The organism is Amycolatopsis silviterrae, from assembly GCF_042684085.1.
GTDB classification, from domain to species: domain Bacteria; phylum Actinomycetota; class Actinomycetes; order Mycobacteriales; family Pseudonocardiaceae; genus Amycolatopsis; species Amycolatopsis silviterrae.
This window is the reverse complement of record NZ_JBHUKS010000020.1, coordinates 39214-61938: the sequence shown is the minus strand read 5'-3', so window position 1 is coordinate 61938 and position 22725 is coordinate 39214. Positions and strand designations below refer to the sequence as shown.

Here is a 22725-nt window from a genome sequence, read left to right as displayed (position 1 = left end):
ATGACGCAACCGCCCTACGGCCAGGTGCCGCCACGCGGGACCGTTCAACCGCCGCCGGTGCCGGGGCAAGGTCCGGTGCCGCCGGGCCAGTACCCGGGCCAGGCGCAAGGTCCGTACCAGGCCCAGCCGGGACAAGCGCCGTACCAGGGGCAGCAGCAGCCGTACCAGGGCCCGCCGCCGCAAGGCCCGCCGCCACAGGGTCCGCCGCCACAGGGTCCGCCGCCACAGGGTCCGCCTCCGCAGGGTCCGCCGCCGGGTTCGCCGTGGCAGCAGCCGCCGTCCTATCCGGTGCCGCCGCGCAAGCCGACCGGGCTGATCGTCGGGCTGTGCCTCGGCGCGGCCGCGGTGCTGGTGCTCGGCGTCGTGGCGATCGTTTCGCTGAACCGCGGGTCGGGTCCCAGCAACGCCGGCTACCAGGCCGCGCCGCCCTCGCCGACGTCCGCCTACGAACTGCCGCCCACCAGCGGGTCGTCCACCGCCTCGAGCACGCCGACCAGTCCGTCGGACAGCCCGAGCACCTCCGCCAGCGCGGGCCCGCACAAGGTCCTGAAGCTGGCCGATCACCCGATCCTGCAGGACCGCAACGCCGGTCTGCAGAACCTTGCCTGCAACCTGCCGCCGTGGACGAGCACCCAAGGGGGCGCGGAAGCGTTCTTCACCGCGGCGAGCAAATGCCTCGACGCGGCGTGGGGCCCGTTCCTCGAGTCCTACAACCTGCCGTTCACGCCGCCCGCGCTGCACTTCCCGACCGGGCCGAGCTTCGACACCGAATGCGGCACCATCCAGGTCGGCATCGCGACCGCGGCGTACTACTGCGAGAACAACCTGTACGTCCCGTTCAAGGGCCTGCAGACCGACCAGTACGGCAACAACCCCGGCGTCTACCTGGCGTTGTTCGCCCACGAGTACGGCCACCACGTGCAGGAAGTCGCGGGCATCATGGACGCCGCGTGGCAGAAGATCTACGCGGCCGGGCAGAACAGCCCCGAAGGTCTGGACATGTCGCGGCGCAAGGAACTCCAGGCGCAGTGCTTCTCCGGAATGTTCCTCGGCGCGCACGTCGACCGCGGCGGCACGGTCACCCGCGACATGTACAACAAGGCCTGGAACGACCAGGAAACCCGCGGCGACAACACTTCGCGCAGCCACGACCACGGCACCAACGCGCACTACGCCCAGTGGTGGCGCGCCGGCGCGAAGGACAACCGGATCGCGGACTGCAACACCTTCGCCGCCTCCGCTTCCGACGTCAGCTGAACCACTACGGACGCAGTGGTCTGCTCGGCGTGCCTGCGGCGGGCGCGGTTTCCGTACTACAGCTGTCGTGCTTCGGACGGATCAGCTGAGCAGTGCGAGCTTGCCCGGACCGCGGATCACCAGGTAGGCGTACATCGCGCCGCAGAAGCAGGCGAACACCAGCAGCGCCAGCGCGATCGGCGCGCGCAGGTCCTGCGAGCCCGCCGTGCTGTCCGGGGTGGTGACTGAGACGACGCCGTCGGCGGGCGCGTCGTCCGGGACCAGCACCTGGAGGTGCTCGTCCTTGCCGTGCCCGCAGCTGTCGAGGCTGCCCTGGCGCGGTTTGCCGCCGAGCTGGAAGGAGACCGATTCGGCCGCCCCCTGCACCGAGCAGTCGACGGCTTTCGTGATCTGGGCGTCCACCGGCGCTCCGGCGGGCTTCACGTGGATGCCGAGCAGCCCCGGGCCGGCGAGCCACGTCAAGACCACGACGAGCACCCCGACCGCGACCGGGATGCCCACCTGCAGCCACCGCTTGACGGGGCTCTTATGCGGGGGGTCGGAAACCTGCACGACGCCATGCTTCCAGATCCCCGGGGCAAAACCCAGTGAGGTGCCCGCGCACGGGGGACCCCGCAGCCCGGCGTGCCGACCAGGTCACCCGCCGCCGTCCGCCCGGCCCCGGTCCGCTTGCCCCCAATGCCACTTTGGGTGCATCTGACGCACCCAATGTGGCGTTCGGTGCATCCCACGCACCCAACGCGGCATTCGGTGCATCCCACGCACCCAACGCGGCATTGGGGCGGGGCCCAGCCGCGGCCGGCCTCAGCGTTCGATGTGATCGACCTGGGTGACCTTCTTGACGTACAGCAGCCGGTCCCCCGGCTCCAGCGCGTCGGCCTGCGGGGCGTCCACCCGGTAAAGCGCCCCGTCGCGCACCACGCCGAGCACGATGTCCGGCAGATGCCGCGGCGATCCGCCTTCCTCGCTCGGTTCGATGGCGCGTTCGGCGATCGCCAGTCCGGACTCCGGGGTGAGCAGGTCCTCGACCATGTCCACTACAAGCGGAGTGGAAGTCGCCATGCCGAGCAGCCGCCCGGCGGTCTCGCTCGACACCACGACCTGGTTCGCCCCGGACTGCTTCAGCAGGTGCACGTTCTCCGCCTCGCGCACCGACGCCACGATGTGCGCCTTCGGGGCCAGTTCGCGCGCGGTGAGGGTGACCAGCACGGCGGTGTCGTCGCGGTTCGGCGCGACCACTACGGCGCGCGCGTGCTGCACGCCGGCGACGCGCAGGACGTCCGCCCTGGTCGCCGATCCGTGCACGGTCACGAGGCCGAGCGCGCTCGCCGCGTCCAGCGCCTGCTGGTCGGTGTCGACGACCACGACGCGGTTGGCCTGCACCTCCTCGTCGCCGAGCAGCGCGTTGACCGCCGAGCGGCCCTTCGTGCCGAAACCGACGACGACGGTGTGGTCACGCACCTTCGTCCTCCACTTCTGGATTTTGAACGCCTGCCGGGAGCGCTCGGTGAGCACTTCCAGGGTGGTCCCGACGAGGACGATGAGGAAGAGCACGCGCAGCGGCGTGATCACGATGACGTTCACCAGCCGCGCGGACGCGGTGGCCGGGGCGATGTCGCCGTAGCCGGTGGTCGAGAGGGAAACCGTCGCGTAGTAGAGCGAGTCGAGGAGCGAAAGGCCGTCGCCGTTGGCGTCGCGGTAGCCGTCGCGGTCGAGATACACGATCAGCACGGTGGCCAGCAGCGCCAGCAGGGCGCCGATGATCCGCCGGACGATCGACCGCATCGGGCTGACCGTCAGTTCCGGCATCCGGATCACGCCGACGAGTTCGTGGTCGGGCCGGTCGTTCAACCGGACGTTGAGGGGCAGCCGTTTCAAGGCCTTCATGCACCGGCTCCCCGCGCGCGTTCGGCGTCACTCACAGCGGGGAGGATAACCCAATCGGAGCACCCGCACACTCGTCGCGGCGATCATGCTGTGGCAGTCTTGCCGCATGTCCGAGCCTCGCGCGTCGCAACGTCCGGCCCATCTGCTCGCCGCCCTCCTCGCCGGGGCCGGTGTCCTGCACTTCGCCCGGCCGAAGCCGTTCGACGCACTGGTCCCGAAGGAACTGCCCGGTGACCGGCGCACCTGGACTTACGTTTCGGGTGCCGCCGAGCTGACCGTCGCCGCCGGGATCGCGCTGCCGCGCACGCGCCGGCTGGGCGGGCTGGCGGCGGCACTGCTGTTTGTCGGCGTGTTTCCGGGGAATGTGAAAATGGCGTTGGATTACCAGCGGCGCGGCCGTCCTGCCCGGGATCGCGCGGTGGCGTGGCTGCGGCTGCCGCTGCAGTGGCCGTTGGTGAGCTGGGCGCTGACCGTGCGCGACCGGGGCTAGCCGCTACTCCTGCGGAACGTTGCGCAGCAAGGCGCGCAGGCCTTCCGCGTCCAGCAGATCCGCCGGGCGCAGCGTGTGTCCATGTCGGACATAGTGGAACGCCGCGCGGACCCGTTCCACCGGGACTTTCTTCAGCGCCGCCCACGCCAGCCGGTACGCGCCGAGCTGAATGGCCAGTGCCGGCAACCGTTCCTCGGACGGGACGGAGCCGGTTTTCCAGTCCACGACTGTCCAGCCGCCGTCGGGATCCGCGTACACCGCGTCCATCCGGCCGCGCAGGGTGATGCCTTCGACGTCCGCGGAGAACGACACCTCCACCGCCACCGGGACCCGGTCGGCCCATTCACTGCGTTCGAAAGCCTCTTGCAGGGCCTCGAAATCGCTGTCCGGGGCCTCGCCGACGTCGGCCGCACCCGGGAGGTCGTCGATCTCCAGGAGCCGGTCTCCGGAGAACCGTTGCTCCAGCCAGGTGTGGAACGCGGTGCCGCGACGGGCGAACGTGTTGGGCGGCAACGGAAGCGGGCGACGCAGGCGTTGCGCGAGAGCGTCCGCATCGGACGCCAGATCCACGAGTTGACTCACGCTCAGCTGTGCGGGCAGCGCGACCCGGTCCACAGTGGATTGCGAGCGGGCGCGTTCGGCGAGCAGGACGTCGGTGTCGGCGGCCCAGCCGTCGGGATCTTCCGGATCGATGACGTCCTCGTCGTCTTCGGGGTAGTCGTCCGGCAGGTACTCGTCTTCTTCTTCGGGTTCCGGCGGCAGCGGGATTTCGTCGTCGTCGGCCGCCGGAAGCGGCTCGGATTCGGGTTCCGGCTCCGGTTCTTCTTCCAGGGCAGCCATTTCCGCCAGCAGCAGGTCCACCCCGCTGGCGACGCCGGACCGCCGGTCGCCCAGCGGATCGACCGGCCATTTCGCCGTCCGGGAATCGGCGACCAACGGGTTCTCGTCGCCCTCGGCCGGCTCGTCCGCCCACGCGTCCACCACACCCAGCGGAGGATCGGCCTCGCCCATCACCTCGGCGATCTCGGACAGAAAGATCGACGGCCCTTTCGCCCGCGTGCTGCTCTCGTTCCACCAATGCCCGGAAACGAGCAGCGCTCGTTCGGAACGGGTCAGCGCGACGTAACACAGCCGTCGTTCTTCATCAGCTTCGCGCGCGACGAACCCTTCCTCGTGCAGTTCCAGCGCTTCCTGCACTTCCTTGCGGTCATAGCCTTCCGCGACGTGCAGCTTCGGCAGATCCGCCGCGTCACCACGCAAATGCGCGGGCAGCGCAGTGGAAGTACGCAGCCAGGACGACGAACGCCGTTTGCCCGGAAACACCTCGGCGACCAGATGCGGAACAGCCACGACTTCCCATTCCAGCCCCTTGGCGGAGTGCACCGTGAGCACCTGCACGCGATCCGGAACCACCTGCACTTCACCCGGTGTCAAGCCGTCTTCCGCGTGCGCCGCGGTATTCAGGTAGTCCACAAAGGACAACAGAGTGGCGGTCGGCGCGGTTTCCGCGTAGTCGGTGACGACTTCGGCGAACGCGTCCAGATGCGCTCGCCCGGCCGAACCAGGACGAGCGAGCGATTCGACGTCAAGCAGCATCGTGCGTTCGACGTCCGCCACCAATTCCGGCAGCGACTGATCCAGCCGACGGCGTAACGCGGTCAGCTCCGCGCCTATTCGGCGAATTCGGCGGTACCCGTCGGCGGAATAGCGCTCCGGCGCGCCGGGTTCGTCGACGGCGTCGATCAGACCGGCCTGTTCCGCGCGTTCGGCGACCAGTTCCGGTTCCTCGCCCTCCTGTGCGCGCGGCTCGGGCGAGGTGAGTTCGTTGGCCCGCCGCCACAACGCCGCGACGTCCGCCGCCGCGATCCGCCAGCGCGCCCCAGTCAGCAGCCGGGCCGCCGCGCTGCCGGCCAGCGGATCGGCGAGCACCCGCAGCGTCGACACCAGGTCGGCGACTTCTGGTTCATCCAGCAATCCGCCGAGCCCGACGACCTCCACCGGCAGCCCGCGCATCCGCATTTCCGCTGCGATCGGCGCCATGTCCGCGCGGCGGCGCACCAGCACGGCAGCGGTCGGCGGCTTGCCGGATTCTTCTTTCTCCGCATGCCAACGTTGCGCCATCGCGTCGGCGACCCACTCGCGTTCCGCGCGCACGTCCGGCAGCAAGGCGACCGCGATGTCCGCCGGACCGGCCCCGTCTCGCGCGCGGAGCCGTTCGACGCCGAGTCCGCGCTGCCGCAACGGTTCCGAGATCGCGTTCGCCAGCTCCAGGATTTCCGGCGGATTGCGGAAACTCGTCAGCAGCCCGAATTCGTGCGCGGTTTCGAGCCGTTCCGCGCCTCGGCGCGGGAAGTCCGTGGTGAACCGGGGCAGGTTCGCCGCGCTCGCGCCACGCCAGCCGTAAATCGCCTGCGCAGGGTCGCCGACCGCGGTCACCGGCATCGGCGGATGGTCGACGCCGCCGAACAACGACCGCAGCAACACTCGCTGCGCGTGCCCGGTGTCCTGGTATTCGTCCAGCAGCACCGCCCCGTACCGCTCGCGCTCCCCCGCGACGACCGCCGGATATCCGTCGGCGAGCTGCGCCGCGAGCGACATCTGGTCCGCGAAGTCGAGCGCGCCTTCCGCCCGTTTGCGCCGGTGGTAGTCCTCGACCAGCGGCAGCAGCGCGAGCCGAAACCGTTGCGCCGCCAGCACTTCCTGCAGCTTCACCGGCAGCGACGCGCGCTGTCCCTTAGCACGCGGAGCATTCTCGATGATCTCGCACAACCACTCGGTGTACCGCGCGAGCTTCTCCGTCGAAATCAGATGCTCGCCAAGTTCGCCCGCCAACGCGAGCAGCTGCGCGGTCACCGTCGGCGGCACTCGGTCAGTGTCCAGGTCATTGTCCCAAGTGGACACCACGCGATGCGCGAGCTGCCACGACGAAGTCTCCGACAGCAATCGGACGCCAGGCTGCACCGGCAACCGCAAACCGTGTTCCGACAGCAACCGCCCGGCATACGCATGATAAGTCAGCACCGTCGGCTCGCCCGCGACCACGGTGGCCCGCAGCGCGCCCGACGGATCGATCCGCTCCAGCAGCCCGGAACCAGCGAGCCGCCGCAGCCGTGCGCGCACCCGTTCACCGAGCTGTCGCGCGGCTTTCCGGGTAAAAGTCAGGCCGAGCACCCGTTCCGGGCTCACGATTCCGTTGGCCACCAACCAGACCACGCGCGCGGCCATGGTTTCGGTCTTCCCCGCGCCCGCGCCCGCGACGACCAGCGACGGCTCGACCGGCGACGCGATCACGGTCGCCTGCTCGGGCGTCGGGCGATGCAACCCCAGTGCGTCAGCGATTTCCGCGGGTCCGACGGGGTTGGCGACAACCACCGGGCTCACGGTCCGGTCACCTGGCGGCCTTCCGGACGCAACGGGCAGCACCCGCGCGCCGGACAGCGGTCGCAGTCGGCGTTCTCGTGCGCCTGGTAGTCCGGGCCGACCGCGGCAGCCGCGGCCGACCGGACGAGGTCCAGCCACTCGCGCCCGCTGTCCTCGTCCATCGGTGGCTGATCCCGTTGCGTGGCCCCGGTTTTGTTGTTTCCCTTCGCGACATACACGAGCTTCGCGCCGCCAGGAGTGTTCTTGCCCTCGACCGCACCCAGCAGCACCGCCAGCTGGTACGCGGCGAGCTGCGGGTGCTTCTCCGCGTCCGCACTGGACACCGGAACCTTGCCGGTCTTGATGTCCACGATCACCGGGCGGCCGTCCTTGTCCATCTCCACCCGGTCGACCCGGCCGCGCAGCAGCACGCGCACCTCTTCGTCACCCATCGGCAACTCGACTTCGATGTCCTGCTCGACCCCGGCCTCGATCAGCTCGCGCCGCGACATTTCCAGCCACGACACGAAGTTGCGCAGCATTTGCTCCACCCGGGACCGTTCACGCCGGGAAAACCACGGCGCCCCCGCGTCCACGCGCACCCACGCTTCTTCCAGCGCGGCCTGGATCTGCTCCTCAGTGCTGCCGCCCGCGATCGCCTGCGCCAGACCGTGCACCAGCGTCCCGGTCACCGCCGCCAGCTGCGCCGGATCGCTCCCCCCGTGCCGCTCGATGAGCCAGCGCAGCGGGCACTTCACCAGAATCTCCACAGTGGACGGCGAGATCCGCATGAGATCGCCCGGCCCGTGCACCGGGTCCTCAGTGGACGCTTCCAGCAGCCCGTACCAGGTGTCCGGATGCGCGCCCGGGACCCCGGCCGCGGCCAGCCGGGCGAGCTGTTTCGCCGCACGCCTCCGCCGTTCCGGATCCGCCTTGTCGTCGCACACGACCTCGCGCAGCTCGCCGACCAGTTCGGCCAGCACGAGCGACCGGCCCGGCGGCTTCATCCGGGAATCGAGCATGCCGTCGTCCGCGCCGTTCTCCTCAAGGTCGTCGAGGAACCGGGACGGCTGCTCGTCCTCTCCGGCCACCGCGGTGACCAGCAACGTCCGGCGCGCCCGGCTCGCCGCGAGGTAGAACAGCCGTCGTTCCTCGGCGAGAATCGGCGCGATCGCGGACACCTTGTCGTGTTCGTCCACTCCGGACAGCAGGTCGACCAGCCGCTCCACGCCCAGCAACGACCCGCGCAGCCGCAAGTCGGGCCACGCGCCTTCCTGCACCCCGGCGACCGCGACCACTGTCCACTCGCGACCCGCCGACGCGTGCGCGGTAAGCAGTGAAACCCCTTCACCCGGGATAGCGGCCGGAGCGAGCGTGTCCCCCGCGATGTTTTGCGACGACAGGTAATCCGCGAACGCCGCGACACTCGCCCTCGGCAACCGGTCGACATACCGACCCGCCGAATCGAACAACGCCACCACAGCGTCCAGGTCGCGATCCGCCTGCGCACCGAGCGACCCGCCGCGATCCACCATGCGCAGCAACCGTTCCTGCAGCCCGCTCGCCTGCCACAGCTCCCACAGCACCTGCTCGACGCCTTCACCTCGGCTCACCGCCTGGTGCGTGACGCTCAGCAGACTGCTGACGCGGCGGACCGGCAGCGACTCGTTGTCGGCCAGACCAACGAGAATGTCCCCGCCCCGCAACGCTTCCACCAGCAGCTCGTCGCTCGACCGCTGCCCGCCGCCAGCCAGCTCCAGCCGCCGGAGGCCGCGCCGCAACCGCCGCAACGCCAACGGGTCCGCCCCGCCGAGCGACGAGGACAGCAGCATCTCGGCGATGTCGACGTCCAGCAGCTCGGGCTCCGCCGCGATCCGCAGCACCGCCAGCAACGGCCGTACCGCGGAGTGTTTCGCCAACGGCAATTCTTCAGTGGCCGAACCGATCGGCACCCCCGCCGCCCGCAACGCCCGTTGCAGCACCAGGAAAGTCCGCGCCGGCGACCGCACCAGCACCGCCATTTCCGACCACGGCACCCCGTCCATGAGATGCGCGCGACGCAGCTGGTCCGCGATCCAGCTCGCCTCGCCCGCCGGAGTCGGCATCAGCCGGACCCGCACCTTGCCGCCGCGTTTCCCTTTCGGCGTAACAAGTTTGCGATGCGCGGAAGCACCGGGCAGCGTCGCGCCGAGCTTCGCGACCGCCGTCCGGATCGTCGGAGCGAGCCGGTGCGAGGTGGTCAGCATGACCGTCCGGTCGCCGTCGTTGTCGGAATCGGCGAACAGCTTCGGGTCCGCGCCGCGGAAGGAAAACACCGACTGGTCCGGATCGCCGGCCACCACGAACTCCTCCGCGGTGTGCCCGATCGAACGGATCAGCTGGACCTGCAACGGATCCAGGTGATGCGCGTCGTCCACGAACAGGTGCCGGACCCGGCCCCGCTCGCGTTCGCGCAGCTCGTCGTCGTCCTCCAGCGCGAGCAACGCCGACGTGACCAGCTCGGCGGCATCCAGCGCGGGCGCGGCGGGCAGCCCCAGCGCGTTGCCGCCGGCCCCCTGCAGCTGCGTGACCTCCTCGTACTGCGCCCAGAAATGCCCCGCGGCGACCCACTCTTCCCGATCATGCCGATGCCCGAGTTCGGTCAGATCCTCCGGCCCGAGCCCGCGCTCGGCCGCCCGCATCAGCAGGTCGCGCAGCTCCTCGGCGAACCCCGGCACGGTCAGCGCGGGCCGCAGCTGCTCCGGCCACCCGGTCGCGCCCTCCTCCAGGTCGCCCTCCAGCAGCTCGCGCACGACGACGTCCTGCTCCGCCCCGGCCAGCAACCGCGGCGGCGGCAGCTCCTCGGCGCGAGCTTCCAGGCGCAGCAAGGAAAACGCGTACGAATGCACGGTGCGCACGAGCGGTTCACTCACCGTGCGCGGCAGCGGGGATTCCTGGTCCGGATCCGAGGTGAGCCGCCGGGTGAGGTCGGCCCGCAACGCGTCGGCCGCCCGGCGGGACGTCGTGAGCAGCAGCACGCTCTCCGGATCCGCCCCCTCCGCGATCCGGCGCGCGGCGGCGGTGGCGAGCAGCGCCGTCTTGCCGGTGCCCGGGCCGCCGAGCACCCGGCGGAACCCGGCGGGAGCCGACAGCAGCCTGCGGGCGTCCTCGTCCCAGGCGAACGTGGGTGCGGCGGGGACCGGCGGGCGCACCAGCCGCGCCTGCCCGTTTCCCGCTCTCCGCACGTGCACATCAGCGATGGAACCATGCCCGCTCACCCGGGTGGCGCACCGGCACACCCCTCGGCGGGACTATCATCTGGCGGGCTATGAACGACGAACTGCACGAGCGGATACGCGCAGTCATCGCCGACGTACCGGCGGGGACAGTCGCGACGTACGGCGACGTCGCAGCGCTCTCCGGCGCCCCCTCGCCCCGCCTGGTCGGCCGCGCCCTCGCCGAGGACGGCCACGACCTGCCCTGGCACCGCATCCTCCGCGCGAACGGGACCCCCGCGCCGCATCTGCTGCACGAACAGCTGGAGCGGCTGCGCGCCGAGGGCGTGCTGGCGGACGGCGAGAAGGTGGACCTGCGGAAGTACCGCTGGCGACCGGACGGCGCCGAGCCCGACGACGAGCCCCGGGCCGCGGACGAACCGCCCAGCTTGTTCTAGCCGCAGCCCCCGCCGGCGACCTTCGGTCAGCGAACGAGGCGGAAGAAGCCGCGCACCTGCTCGACCAGCGACTCCGGCTCCTCCAACGCGGCGAAGTGCCCACCGCGCGGCAGCTCCTCGAACCAGCGCAGATCGGTGAACCGCCGCTCGGCCTCCCTCCGCGACGGGCGGGTGATGTCGCGCGGATAGACCGACAACCCGGCGGGCGCGGTGACCGGGTCCCGGAAATTGGCGAAACTCTCCCAGTACAGGCGCGCCGACGACGTGGCCGACGCGGTGAACCAGTAGACCGAGATCTCGTCGAGGATCTTCTGCCGCGGCAACGCGTCCTCGGGACCGCCCTGGCGATCCGTCCACGCCCAGTACTTCTCGGCGATCCAGGCAGCCTGACCGGCCGGGGAGTCGGTGAGGGCGTAGCCGAGGGTCTGCGGCCGGGTCGCCTGCAGCGCAGAGTACCCGCGGCCGGTGCGCTGGAACTCCTTCTCGGCCTGGAGGTTCGCCAGCTCCGCAGGCGTCGGGTCGGAGAAGGCGCCCGCCGCCACGGACCCCAGGTTCAGGTGCACGCCGGCAACCCGCTCGGGCGCCACCTCGCCCAGCGCGCCGGACACCGCCGAACCCCAGTCGCCGCCCTGCGCGCCGTAACGCTCGTACCCCAGCGACACCATCAACGTGTCCCAGGCGCGCGCGATGCGAGGGACGCCCCATCCGGTCGTCGACGGCTTGTCGCTCCAGCCGTAGCCCGGCAACGACGGCGCGACCACGTGGAACGCGTCCGCCGGGTCGCCGCCGTACGCGCGCGGATCGGTCAGCGGGCCGAGGACCTCCAGGAACTCGAGCACCGAACCCGGCCACCCGTGCGTGAGCACCAGCGGGAACGCCCCCGGCTCCGGCGAGCGGACGTGCAGGAAGTGGATGCCCAGCCCGTCGACCGTGTCGCGGTACTGCGGGAAGGCGTTGAGCCGCTTGGCGAACCCGAAGTCGTAGTCCTCGGCCCAGCTGCGGCACAGCTCCCGCGCGTAAGCCAGCGGCACCCCCTGCGACCAGTCGTCCACCGGCTCGGGCTCGGGCCACCGCGTCCGGCTCAGCCGGGCACGAAGGTCCGCGATCTCGGCGTCGGTGACGCTGACTTCAAATGGCTCGGCGGCCATGGCGGGCTCCCGGTACCGTGTGACACGTAAGAGCGGGTATGAGTATCACCGTATGAAGGCGTGGGGTGACCTGTCAAATGGCTGATGCGTGTTACAGCTCGTCGGCGGTCGAGACGGCCGTCGCTCTCGCCAACACCCTGCGGCCGGTCAAGGGCGAGGACTCGCTCCAGACCGTGGAGCAGCTCCGGGATTTCCTGGACGCCCACGGTCCGGCCGCGGAGGCCGGGCTCACCCGCGCTGACCTGACGGAGGCCCGCGCGTTGCGCGAGACGGTGCGTGACGTGCTCGAACGAGCGAGCACCGACGCGGCCGGGGCGGCGAGCCTGCTCAACGACGGTCTCCGCCGCAGCCGAGCTACCCCGGAGCTACGCCACGAGAACGGCCGCTGGTGGACCGAGGTCACTTCCGACACCGACCGCGTCACAGCGCACCTGGCCGCGACCACGCTCAGTGCGCTGGCGGCCGTGATCGCCACGCTCGGCCCGGATCGGCTCGGCGTGTGCGCCGGGCTGAACTGCCGGGCCACCTTTGTGGACCTGTCCCGAAACGGCTCGAAGCAGTACTGCACCCGGACCTGCGCGCACCGGGCCAGCGTCGCGGCTTATCGGAGTCGGCGTAGTCCGGGCTGAGCGTCCGCACCGGCACCATCATCGACGCGGTCCTCGATGGGCAGGCCGCCTCGCCGACCGCGGGTCACTTCCGGGTCGCTGATGGGCGGCTTCAGCCTGCTGACCGTCCATAAAGGACACCCATGTCAGCGAAATACCCGATTAATGCCGTAACGCCCCATACTTCACGTCCGTGAGGGGACCCCTGAGGGAATCAGATTCCCCCAGGGTGTCCCTCACAGACACACCCCAGCTCCCGCCGCCCGCGCAGGCCAACCCGGTCCGCCAGCCGCCTCGGCCTGGGCGAACACGCCTCAGCCGCACCCATAGCGCCGCCTTAAGTCCCTGGCATTGCATCCGAGCCCCGGCTAGCCAGCCAGCACCCTCCGAACCCCGGCGAGCCGAGCCCGCCAGCCAGCACGGTCCGGACCCCGGCGAGCCGAGCCCGCCAACCAGCACGGCCCGAACCCCGGCCAGCCAACCCCGCCAGCCAGCACGGTCCGGACCCGCCGCCCAGTGCCGGAAAAGCGTGGCATCCGCCATCCTCCCCAGCCATAGCCCACCACCCGCGCTTTAGGTTAGCCTGACCTAATGAGCGTCCTGACTTACCATCCCGGCAAGGTCACCGCCGTCCGCCGGATCACCCCGCACATGGCTCGGATCACCTTCGACTGCGCGGGGCTCGCGGCGACGGACCCGGCGGCGCCGGACGCGTACGTGAAGGTGTTCTTCCCCCTCCCCGGCCAGGAGGAGCCGCAGCTGCCGCCGGGCGAGGTGGGCGACGGCGACGTCATGTCCTGGTATCGCCGGTACCTCGCGATGCCCGACGACATCCGGCCGCCGATGCGGACGTACACAGTGCGCGCGGCGCGTCCGGAGACCGGCGAGGTGGACGTCGACTTCGTGCTGCACGAGGAAAGCAGCGGACCCGCGTCGACGTGGGCCGGGCAGGCGGAGGTCGGCGACCGCGTCGCGTTCCTCAGCCCGCACGGGCTGTACGAGGTGCCCGACGGCACGACGTGGCAGCTGCTGGTCGGCGACGAAACAGCGTTGCCGGCGATCGGCGGGATCCTCGAAAGGCTGCCGCAGTCGACGCGCGCGTCGGTGTACGTCGAGATCCCGGACCGCGCGGAGCGACAGACCTTCGAGACCAACGGTGCGGTCGAAGTGCACTGGGTCGTCCGAGGGGACCGTACGCACGGCGAAGCGCTCGTAGAGGCCGTACGCGCGGCCGAGCTGCCCAACGGCACGCCGTACGCGTGGGTGTCCGGCGAAGCAGGCGTCGTGAAGCTCGTTCGACGACACCTTGTCCGCGAGCGTGGCTTCGACAAGACCGCTATCTGCTTCACCGGCTACTGGCGACAAGGGCTCAGCGAAGAAGCTGTCGGACGAGAGCGGGCCGAAGCGTCTTAACCGAGCTTCGCGACCACTAGCTTCACCAACGCGCCAAGCCGCTGACGCTCAGGCTGTAGCGTGCGGATCCCGGCTGCCTCCAACGGCGCAGCGGTAACCGGACCAACGCACGCGCAGACGACCGTGCCACCGCGCAGGGTCTCGCGCAGCTCCGCGCCGCGCCCGGACTCGTCGGCGAGCGTCAGGAAATTCGTCGCGGCCGGGGCGCTGGTGAACACCAACGCGGCCAGTTCTCCGGACAGCACTTCGTGGATCAACGAGAACACCGGCTGCGGATCCGGCGGCGTGTGCCAGCGGTAAGGCTGCACGGCGAGCACCGACGCGCCGGCTGCGGCGAGCGGATCGGTGAACTCCGGCAGCGGCGCGCCGTGCAGCTGAACCGCGACTCGCGTGCCGTCGACACCGGCGTCGGTCAGCGCGCCGAACAGCTCGTCGTTGGTCTCGCCGGGCGCCGCGTACTCCTCGCGCAGGCCGACGCCACGCACCGCACCGACCGCTTTCGGCCCGCGCGCGAAGATGCGCGACCCGGCCAGCGCGTCCAGCAGCGCCGCGCGGAGGCCCCAGCCTTCGGCGGCGTCGAGCCAGCCGCGGAAGCCGGCCCCGGTGGTGACCGCCGTGAGGTCGACCGGCGCGGCAAGCACGGCTTCGGTGCCGCGGCGCAGCTCGGGATCGTCGGCCAGCGGGACGATCGTGATCGTCGGCGCGTGCCGGACCTCCGCGCCGTGCCGGAGCAGCGCCCCGATCAGGTCGTCGGCCCGCCGTTCGGCCGTGACCCCGATCCGCATCCCGTCCAGCTCACCCATACGCCTGCCCCATCTCCCGGATCGCCGTCGCCAGTTCCGTCCGCAGGTCCTCCGGCGCGAGCACCTCCGCGTGCGGCCCGAACCGCAGCAGTTCGCCGATCGCCGCTTCTCCCGGTTCGACCGGAAGCTCGATCGTCAACCATCCGTCGCCGTCCGGTTCCGCTCCGGCGGCGACTGCCTCGCGGAGCGCCCGCGCGCCGACGCTGCCCGCGTAGAACGGTACGAGAGCTTGTGCGCGCGGCGAGAGGCGCACTGTCGCCTTTCGGGGGTACATCCGGCGTTCGAACTGCTCAGACCACTCCTGCCAGTAACCGGCGAGGTCGAAATCCGCCGGTCGCTCGAACTCCTCGCCGAGGTCGGTCAGCTCATGGATGCGGGAAATCCGGTAGGTGCGATCGGTCCCCTCGCACCGGGCGGCGAGGTACCAGTTGCCTGCCTTGAGGATCAGCCCGAGCGGCTCCAGCACGCGCTCGACCTCGCGCTGCCCCCACCGTTCGTACCGGACGCGGATCCGGCGCGCAGCCCACACCGCGTCGGCGACCGCGGACAGCGTCGGCAGGCTTTCGATGCCGCGATGCCAGCCGGGAACGTCGAGGTAGAACCGTTCGGCGACGCGGCCGGCGCGGCTGCGCAGTTCCTGCGGCAAAGCGGCGTACAGCTTCAGCTGCGCCGCCGCCAGCACCGTCCCGAGCCCCAGCTCGGCGGCCGCCACCGGCAGCCCGGCCAGCGCCAGCGACTGGGCTTCGTCCTCGTTGAGGCCGGTCAGCCGGGTCCGGTAGCCGTCGACGAGCTGGTAGCCGCCGCTGCGGCCGCGGTCGGCGTACACCGGGACGCCCGAAGCCGACAGCGCTTCGATGTCCCGGTACACGGTCCGGACCGAAACCTCCAGCTCAGCGGCCAGTTCGTCGGCGGTCATCCGGCCGCGGTTCTGCAGCAGGAGAAGCACGGTGAGCAAACGGCCGGCACGCATGCACGAAGTATGACTGAAATACCTGACACAAGATGGCAGGTATGCGTGATTGAGTAAGCGGCATGAACACGTTTGGCATGACGAAGTGGGAAGAGCACGTGGCGAGCGGCGAGGAGGGCGGCCCGCGCGTCGCCTACGTGCACGCGGCGATGGAGTACTCCGGCCTGATCCAGGGTGCGGCCACCGGCGACTACCTGCTGTACTACCCGGGCGAGGGCTACGACGGCGGCGCGACCACGTCGCCGGGCTACGACCGGTTCGAGGGCACCGTCGACGGCCGCCGCGGCACGTTCGTGGTCCGGCAGGAGTGGGGCTTCGACCCGAAGAGCATCCGCTCGACGTTCGAGGTCGTGCCGGGCTCCGGCACCGGCGAACTGGCCGGCATCACCGGCACCGGCACGGTGCACGGCGTGCTGGGCGAACCGACGGTGTCGTACACCTTCGACTACACGATCTGACGGAGGTCGGGATGCTGGACGTTTCGCGCGAGCAGGCGTTGGCGTACCGGATCGCCGAGCAGGGGCTGCACCGCTCCGTCGCCGATCCGTACGCACTGCCGCTGCTGGACCTCGGGCTCCAGGACAGCATGCGCGACACCGCGCTGCTCTCGCTCGCCGCGCGGATGCCGGATCCGGTGACTCCGGAGTCGCTTGTGGACGATCAACGGCTCGCCCTGGTGTGGTCGCACCGGGGCGCGCCGCATTTCCACCGGCGCACGGATCTGCCGGAGCTGGTGACCGCGCTGGTCCCGGCGGGCGATCCGGACGCGCTGGCCCGGATACTGTGGCAGAAGAAAGACATTCAGGCAGCCGGAGTGTCTCCTGTGGACGTTCTGTTCACCACCGCGCGCGCGATTCGCAAGGTGGTCACCAAGCCGATGACCAAAGGCGCGGTGAGCACCGAGATCACGAAACTGCTGCCGCCCGCGTTCAGCCGCTGGTGCCGCGGCTGCAATGCGACCCATGTGCACGAACAGCTCATGCGGCTCGCTTCCCTGCACGGCGGCGCGCGGCTCGAACCCGGGCAGACTCCGGCGACGCTCGCGCCGTTGGAGAATCGCGGACGGCTTTCCACTCGCCCGGTTCCGGCGGCGGTTTCGCGGGTGCTTGAGCAGTATTTACGGTTCAACGGTCCCGCGACGCCGGGTGACGCGGCTGGTTTCGCCGGCACCGCGAAGACTTGCGTACAGGAGACCTGGCCCTCGGCGGTAACCGAGGTAAAAATGGATGGCCGGCGAGCATTCCTGCCAACCGACCGGTTAGCCGCCTTAGAAAACCCGCCGTCGCCAGCCGGAGTACGTCTTCTGCCTCCGCTCGACCCGTATACGCAGGGCCGCGACAAAACCGTGCTCGTCCCGGACAAAGCGCGAGCGAAAGAAGTGTGGAAAATTCTCGGCAGCCCGGGCGCGTTACTGGTCGGCGGCGAGATTCTCGGCGTCTGGCGCACGAAAGCGTCCGGCAAGCGGCTGACCTTCACGCTCAGCGAATTCGACCCGCTCCGCCGCGCGGACCGCCAAGCCGCCGAGGACGAGGCCGCCCGTGCCGCGTCCGCACGCGGCTACCAGGACTTTTCCGTGACCTGGGCTTGACCGCGGCGCTAAAGTCTTGACGTGCTGAAATGGCTGCTCGACTCCGATCCGGCGCTGCGCTGGCAGGTCGAACGGGACTTAGCGGATGCGCCGCCCGAGGTCTGGACGGCCACCCGGCACCAGATCGCGACCGAGGGCTTCGGCGCGCAGCTCCTCGCGCGCCAGGACCCGGACGGACAGTGGGCGGGCGGCGCGTTCTTCCCCGCCCAATTCCAGCCCGGCCCGGACACCGGGCAGCCGTGGACGGCCACCACCTGGTCGCTCAACACGCTGCGCGAATGGGGCCTGGACCCGGCGATACTGCGTGATCGCCGCACCGCCGAATTGATCGCCGAGAATTCCCGGTGGGAATACGACAATCTGCCGTACTGGGACGGCGAGGTCGACGTCTGCATCAATGCCTGGACGCTCGCGAACGGCGGCTGGCTCGGTGTCGACGTCTCCCGGCTCGCCCAATGGTTCCCTGAACACCAAATGGCCGACGGCGGCTGGAACTGCGAATGGGTCGATGGGTCTAAACGCTCGTCCTTCCATTCGACGCTGAACGCCGTGAAAGGCCTGCTCGCCTACGACATCGCGACCGGTGGCACCGACGAGACCCACGCCGCCCGCCGTGCCGGTGAAGAGTACCTGCTGGAACGCCGTCTGCTGTACCGGCTTTCGACCGGCGAGCAGGTGGCGTCCTGGGTCGACCATTTCGCGTATCCAGTGCGGTGGCACTACAGCGCGATCAACGCGGTCGAGTACTTCCGCGAGGCCGCTATCGTGGACGATATCCCGCCCGACCCGCGCCTCGCCGACGCGGTGGAGCGCATTCGCGCCGCCCGGCAGCCGGACGGAACCTGGCTGCAGGACGGGCGATTGCGCGGCGACATGTGGTTCGAGGTCGACGTCCCGGCCGGGGAGCCCTCGAAGTGGCTCACGCTGTACGGAACGCGGATTCTGTCCTGGTGGGACTCGGCGCAGTCCTAGGACCTGGCGACGCGAAAGCCGACGTCGTCCACCCGGAAGGTCGGGTGACTCCGGCGGCGCACCGACACCCGGACGCTCCAGTGCTCGTCCGCCCAGCCGCCGCCCTTGAGGACCCGGTACTCGCCGTAGACCGCCGGATCGTAGAGATCCCAGCACCAGTCCCAGCTGTTGCCCAGCAAATCGTAAGCACCCCAGGCGTTCGGGCGCTTCTCGCCAGGCGGGTGCAGCCGGCCGCCGGAGTTGCCTTCGTACCAGGCGATCTCGTCCAGATCGCCGTACCGCGGGCCTTCGGTCCCCGCTCGGCAAGCGTGTTCCCATTCCGCTTCAGTCGGCAACCGGTAACCGGACGCGGCTCGGTTCCACTCCACTTCGCTGCCGTCAAGCCGATAGGCGGGCAGCAATCCGTCGCGTTCGGACAGTGTGTTGCAGAACCGCACTGCGTCCAACCAGGACACTTCGACGGCGGGCAACTCTCCGCCATCGCGGTACTGCTCGTCAGTGACCGGTATCGCGCCCAGCTCGAACGCGGGCACGTCGACTGTCCAGCTACGTTCTGTCCGCCGGTCGGTGAGCGTCACCGAGCCTGGCGGGATCGGGACCATCCGCACCGGTCCGAGGTTAGCCGATCGACGCCGGGGTGTCGCTGGGATCCACCGCCAGCCGGTAGCCGCGTTTGACCACCGTCTGCACCAGCCCACCGCCGCCGAGGGACGTCCGCAGCCGGCCGATCGCCGTCTCCACCGCATGGGCTTCGCCGCCGGACGGAAGCTCGGCGGACAGCTCACGACGCGCGACCACCCGGCCGGGCTGCCGGGCGAGGGCGCGCAGGAGTGCCATCGGCGCCGGGGCGACCTCCCGCCATTCGCCGTCGACCAGCGCACCGGTGCCGCGTACCTGCAGCACATGACCGGCGGCGTACAGCGTCGGCGATGCGGTGACCAAGGCGTCCGCGACGGTTCTCGCCAGCGCGCCGATCCGCGACCGTCGCGGTTGGACAGTCGGAACACCCAGCGAGGCGAGTGGCGCGGCCGCGATCGGACCCACGCACGCCACGACCACCCGATTGCTCAACACCTCGATCAGCGCGCCGAGCCGACCAGTCCGCCGAGCCATCGCGACGGTGGACGCGGCAGCGGGCGCGCTCGTGAACGGCAGCGCATCGATCGTCCCTTCCAAGACCGCGTCCAGCAGCCGGTCGAGCGGTCCGGGGTCAGCTGGCGCAACCCAGCGGTACACCGGGATCTCGATCACTTCGGCACCCGACTGCCGGAGGGTCTCCGCGAAGTACGGCAGCGGTTCACCGTGCAGCTGCACCGCGATCCGCCGTCCGTCCACTCCGGACTCAGTCAGGTACTGCAACAGTTCCGCGCTGCTTTCCGACGCGGGCGAATAGTCCTCCGCCAGCCCCGCCGTCCGCACCGCCCCGGCCGCCTTCGGACCGCGGGTCAGCAACGAAGCGTTCGACAGGTGATCGAGCACCTTCTCGCCGAGACCCCACCCTTCGGCGGCCTCGATCCAGCCGCGGAAACCGATCCCGGTCGTCGCCACCACAATGTCCACAGGGGACTCCAGCAACCGCATCGTGGCCGCGTGCAGCTCCGTGTCGTCGGCCAGCGGCACGATCCGGATCGCTGGCCCATAACGCACCGAAGCACCCTGGCGCACGAGCAGCGCGCCCAGCTCTTCAGCTCGGCGCGCTGCCGTGATTCCCACTGTGAACCCGGCCAGCGGCCGGACTTCGGTCACGGCGAGCCCACTTCGATCACCCCGTCCCGCACCCGAACCGGATACACCGGCACCGAAACGCCTTCCGCGTCGAGACACTCTCCATTTCGGAGCGAAAACCGTTCCTTGTAGACCGGGGACGCGACCACCGGTTCTCCCCCGGCGTCGCCGACGATCCCCCGCGACAACACCGCTGCGCCGCTGACCGGGTCCCAGTTGGACAGTGCGTACCAGCCGTCGCCAGCATGGAACACCGCAACCTGCTGACCGTCGACCAGCGCCGCCGCCCCAGAGAATTCCGGGATGTCCACGGCCGCGCACACCGCGGTCCAAGATGACGTCATGGTCATCGCCGCACCTCCGGAACTCCCAGCAGCACCGGGACCTTCTGCTCCCGCTCCGCCCGGAACGAGATCGACGGATCCGGCGTCCCCGGCGCGTTCACGAACGAGCTGAACCGCGCCAGTTTGTCCGGATCCTCCAGCACCCCACGCCACTCGTCGGTGTAGCCCTCGACGTGTTTCGCCATCGCCGCGTCCAGGTCCTCGCAGATGCCGAGGCTGTCGTCCACGATCACCGCGCGCAGGTGGTCGAGCCCGCCGTCCAGTTCCTCGATCCACGGTGCCGTGCGCTGCAACCGATCCGCCGTGCGCACGTAGAACATCAGGAACCGGTCGATCGTGCGCACCAGCGTCTCGGTGTCCACATCAGACACGAGTAGTTCGGCATGCCGAGGCGTCGCGCCGCCGTTGCCGCCGACATAAAGGTTCCACCCGTGTTCAGTGGCGATCACGCCGAAGTCCTTGCCGCGCGCTTCCGCACATTCACGCGCGCAGCCGGAAACGCCAGCCTTGATCTTGTGCGGTGACCGCAGGCCGCGGTATCGCAGCTCCAGGTCGATCGCCAGCCCGACACTGTCCTGCACGCCGTATCGGCACCAGGTCGACCCGACGCAGGATTTCACCGTCCGCAAGGACTTCCCGTACGCGTGCCCGGACTCGAAGCCCGCGTTGACCAGCCGTCGCCAGATCTCCGGCAGCTGGTCCACAGTGGCCCCGAACAGGTCGATCCGCTGTCCGCCGGTGATCTTCGTGTACAGCCCGAAATCCTGTGCGACCTGCGCGATCACCATCAGCTTCTCCGGCGTGATCTCGCCGCCGGGAATTCGCGGCACCACCGAATAGCTGCCGTTGCGCTGCATGTTCGCGAGGAACCGGTCGTTCGTGTCCTGCAGCGCCGCCTGCTCGCCGCCGAGAATGTGCCCATTGCCCAGCGTCGCCAGAATCGAGGCCACCGCGGGCTTGCACACCGCACACCCGGTCCCGGTGCCGTATCGGCTCACGACCTCGCTGAACGTCGTCATCCGCGTCGCACGGATGATCTCGAACAACTCCGCGCGAGACTGGGCGAAGTGCTCACACAACGCCTTCGACTGCTCGACCCCGCACGCGTTCAGCAGCTTCGCGAGCATCGGAACGCACGAGCCGCACGACGTTCCCGCCCGCGTGCACGCCTTCAGCTTCCCGACCGAATCACAACAGTCCTCGGTGATCGCCCGGGTCAACGCACCCTTGGAAACCCCATTGCAGGAACAGACCTGCGCCTCATCCGGCAGCGCGTCCACACCGACCGCCGCACCGCCACCGGCCGGTGCCAACAGCGCACCCGGGTCAGCTGGCAACGGACGGCCGACCAACGCCCGCAACGTGTTGTACTCAGCCGCATCACCGACCAGCACCCCGCCAAGCAGCGTCCGGCCGTCGTCGGTGACCACTAGCTTCTTGTACGTCCCGGCCACGGCGTCATTCACCGCGACTTCCAACGCACCTTCGGTAGCCGCGTGCGCGTCGCCGAAGCTGGCGACGTCCACACCCATCAGCTTGAGCTTCGTCGCGGTGTCCGGCTCGGGGAAGCTCGCCGTGGTGCCGGTGAGCTGCGCCGCGACCACCTCCGCCATCGCGTACCCGGGGGCGACGATGCCGTACACCCGGCCCTCGACCGCCGCGCACTCGCCGATCGCGTAAACCGCCGAGTCGCTGGTACGACAGGTTGCGTCGACCAGGACGCCGCCCCGCTCGCCAAGGTCCAAACCGGACTCCCGCGCCAGGTCGTCCCGAGGACGGACACCGGCGGAGAAGACCACGAGGTCGACGTCCAGCTCGGTACCGTTGCCCAACCGAGCCAGCAACCGCGAGCCGTCCGACTCGATCGCATCCGTGGACGTTCCCGTGTGGACAGTCACATCCAGGTTCGCGATCAGCCGTCGCAACAGTCCGCCGCCGCCATCGTCGACCTGCAGCGGCATCAGTCGCGGAGCCATCTCCACCACGTGCGGAGACAATCCCATGTCCCGCAACGCCTTCGCGGCCTCCAGCCCAAGCAGGCCGCCACCGATGACCATTGCCGCCCGACGACCACGCCCTTGCCGCTCAGCCGCGGCACGAATCGCGTCCAGGTCTTCGATCGTCCGGTACACGAAGACGCCCGGCAGATCTCGTCCCGGCACCGGCGGCACGAACGGACGCGAACCAGTGGCCAGCACCAGCGAGTCGTACGGCTGCACGTGTCCGGCCGCCGTCGTCACCGTCTTGGCGTCCCGGTCCACCGCCACGACCACCTCGCCGAGGCGAAGCTCGACCGCGTCATCCCCGGCGTAATCCGAACCCGGCAATGCCAGCGCGGCCGGATCCCAACTGTCCACATAGGAGGTCAGTGCGACGCGATCGTAAGCGGGACGGTTCTCCTCGCCGAATACGACGACCCGCCACTCGCCCGCCGAGTCTGCCGCACGAAGTGCTTCCACGAACCGGTGCGCGACCATGCCGTGCCCGGCGACCACCACTGTAGGCATT

Annotated in this window: 19 protein-coding genes; 8 read left to right on the top strand and 11 right to left on the bottom strand. The window is 70.0% G+C overall.

Annotated elements, in window-relative coordinates; translation table 11 throughout:
- Positions 1-288: 288 nt before the first annotated feature.
- Positions 289-1257 carry a neutral zinc metallopeptidase gene (locus ACFSVL_RS27915; RefSeq protein WP_378308598.1) on the top strand — a complete coding sequence of 323 codons (969 nt, stop codon included), beginning with the start codon at positions 289-291 and terminating at the stop codon, positions 1255-1257.
- 81 nt (positions 1258-1338) lie between these two features.
- On the opposite strand, the gene ACFSVL_RS27910 is transcribed toward ACFSVL_RS27915, so the two are convergent.
- Positions 1339-1809, bottom strand: a complete 471-nt coding sequence (locus ACFSVL_RS27910) for a hypothetical protein (RefSeq protein ID WP_378308520.1) — start codon at positions 1807-1809, stop codon at positions 1339-1341.
- A gap of 252 nt (positions 1810-2061) precedes the next feature.
- On the bottom strand, positions 2062-3144 hold the full coding sequence (locus ACFSVL_RS27905) for a potassium channel family protein (protein WP_378308519.1): 1083 nt from the start codon (positions 3142-3144) through the stop codon (positions 2062-2064).
- A gap of 106 nt (positions 3145-3250) precedes the next feature.
- Here ACFSVL_RS27905 and ACFSVL_RS27900 point away from each other — a divergent pair, with 106 nt between their 5' ends.
- The gene (locus tag ACFSVL_RS27900) at positions 3251-3634 is read left to right on the top strand and encodes a DoxX family protein (protein ID WP_378308518.1); all 384 of its coding nucleotides are present in this window, start codon (positions 3251-3253) and stop codon (positions 3632-3634) included.
- Between the two features lie 3 nt (positions 3635-3637).
- Here ACFSVL_RS27900 and ACFSVL_RS27895 read toward each other — a convergent pair whose 3' ends face one another.
- Together ACFSVL_RS27895 and ACFSVL_RS27890 are read right to left on the bottom strand one after the other, a co-directional pair.
- Positions 3638-7015, bottom strand: a complete 3378-nt coding sequence (locus ACFSVL_RS27895) for an ATP-dependent helicase (RefSeq protein WP_378308517.1) — start codon at positions 7013-7015, stop codon at positions 3638-3640.
- Entirely contained in the window at positions 7012-10185 is a 3174-nt protein-coding gene (locus ACFSVL_RS27890; protein WP_378308597.1) for an ATP-dependent helicase, read from the bottom strand. The genes ACFSVL_RS27895 and ACFSVL_RS27890 overlap by 4 nt, the downstream gene beginning before the upstream one ends.
- Before the next feature lie 116 nt (positions 10186-10301).
- On the opposite strand from ACFSVL_RS27890, the gene ACFSVL_RS27885 reads away from it, so the two are divergent.
- Positions 10302-10646 carry an MGMT family protein gene (locus tag ACFSVL_RS27885; RefSeq protein WP_378308516.1) on the top strand — a complete coding sequence of 115 codons (345 nt, stop codon included), beginning with the start codon at positions 10302-10304 and terminating at the stop codon, positions 10644-10646.
- Positions 10647-10672: 26 nt separating this feature from the next.
- Here ACFSVL_RS27885 and ACFSVL_RS27880 read toward each other — a convergent pair whose 3' ends face one another.
- Positions 10673-11794: an epoxide hydrolase family protein gene (locus ACFSVL_RS27880; RefSeq protein ID WP_378308515.1), complete on the bottom strand. Its 1122-nt coding sequence runs from the start codon at positions 11792-11794 to the stop codon at positions 10673-10675.
- 77 nt (positions 11795-11871) lie between these two features.
- Between ACFSVL_RS27880 and ACFSVL_RS27875 the strand changes: the two genes are divergently transcribed.
- Positions 11872-12423, top strand: a complete 552-nt coding sequence (locus tag ACFSVL_RS27875; protein WP_378308514.1) for a CGNR zinc finger domain-containing protein — start codon at positions 11872-11874, stop codon at positions 12421-12423.
- Between the two features lie 570 nt (positions 12424-12993).
- Positions 12994-13815, top strand: a complete 822-nt coding sequence (locus tag ACFSVL_RS27870) for a siderophore-interacting protein (protein WP_378308513.1) — start codon at positions 12994-12996, stop codon at positions 13813-13815.
- Here the strand turns inward: ACFSVL_RS27870 and ACFSVL_RS27865 are convergent.
- Together ACFSVL_RS27865 and ACFSVL_RS27860 are read right to left on the bottom strand one after the other, a co-directional pair.
- The gene (locus ACFSVL_RS27865) at positions 13812-14618 is read right to left on the bottom strand and encodes a uroporphyrinogen-III synthase (protein ID WP_378308512.1); all 807 of its coding nucleotides are present in this window, start codon (positions 14616-14618) and stop codon (positions 13812-13814) included. The two genes, ACFSVL_RS27870 and ACFSVL_RS27865, sit on opposite strands and share 4 nt — an antisense overlap.
- Positions 14611-15588 (bottom strand): helix-turn-helix transcriptional regulator, encoded by a 978-nt coding sequence (locus ACFSVL_RS27860; protein ID WP_378308511.1) that lies wholly within the window; start codon positions 15586-15588, stop codon positions 14611-14613. The genes ACFSVL_RS27865 and ACFSVL_RS27860 overlap by 8 nt, the downstream gene beginning before the upstream one ends.
- Positions 15589-15650: 62 nt before the next feature.
- Between ACFSVL_RS27860 and ACFSVL_RS27855 the strand changes: the two genes are divergently transcribed.
- The 3 genes from ACFSVL_RS27855 to ACFSVL_RS27845 are packed head-to-tail and all read left to right on the top strand — an operon-like array spanning position 15651 to position 18148.
- On the top strand, positions 15651-16046 hold the full coding sequence (locus ACFSVL_RS27855) for a DUF3224 domain-containing protein (protein WP_378308510.1): 396 nt from the start codon (positions 15651-15653) through the stop codon (positions 16044-16046).
- An 11-nt stretch (positions 16047-16057) separates the two neighbouring features.
- Positions 16058-17176, top strand: coding sequence for a DNA glycosylase AlkZ-like family protein (locus ACFSVL_RS27850; protein WP_378308509.1), 1119 nt, complete (start codon positions 16058-16060; stop codon positions 17174-17176).
- A 21-nt stretch (positions 17177-17197) separates the two neighbouring features.
- On the top strand, positions 17198-18148 hold the full coding sequence (locus ACFSVL_RS27845; RefSeq protein WP_378308508.1) for a squalene cyclase: 951 nt from the start codon (positions 17198-17200) through the stop codon (positions 18146-18148).
- Here the strand turns inward: ACFSVL_RS27845 and ACFSVL_RS27840 are convergent.
- The 4 genes from ACFSVL_RS27840 to nirB are packed head-to-tail and all read right to left on the bottom strand — an operon-like array spanning position 18145 to position 22724.
- Entirely contained in the window at positions 18145-18756 is a 612-nt protein-coding gene (locus ACFSVL_RS27840) for a formylglycine-generating enzyme family protein (RefSeq protein WP_378308507.1), read from the bottom strand. The genes ACFSVL_RS27845 and ACFSVL_RS27840 overlap by 4 nt on opposite strands.
- A 10-nt stretch (positions 18757-18766) precedes the next feature.
- Positions 18767-19894, bottom strand: a complete 1128-nt coding sequence (locus ACFSVL_RS27835; protein ID WP_378308506.1) for a uroporphyrinogen-III synthase — start codon at positions 19892-19894, stop codon at positions 18767-18769.
- Positions 19891-20223: a nitrite reductase small subunit NirD gene (gene nirD, locus ACFSVL_RS27830; protein WP_378308505.1), complete on the bottom strand. Its 333-nt coding sequence runs from the start codon at positions 20221-20223 to the stop codon at positions 19891-19893. Before nirD ends, ACFSVL_RS27835 begins: the two co-directional genes overlap by 4 nt.
- The gene (nirB, locus tag ACFSVL_RS27825) at positions 20220-22724 is read right to left on the bottom strand and encodes a nitrite reductase large subunit NirB (RefSeq protein ID WP_378308504.1); all 2505 of its coding nucleotides are present in this window, start codon (positions 22722-22724) and stop codon (positions 20220-20222) included. The genes nirD and nirB overlap by 4 nt, the downstream gene beginning before the upstream one ends.
- Position 22725: the final 1 nt, after the last annotated feature.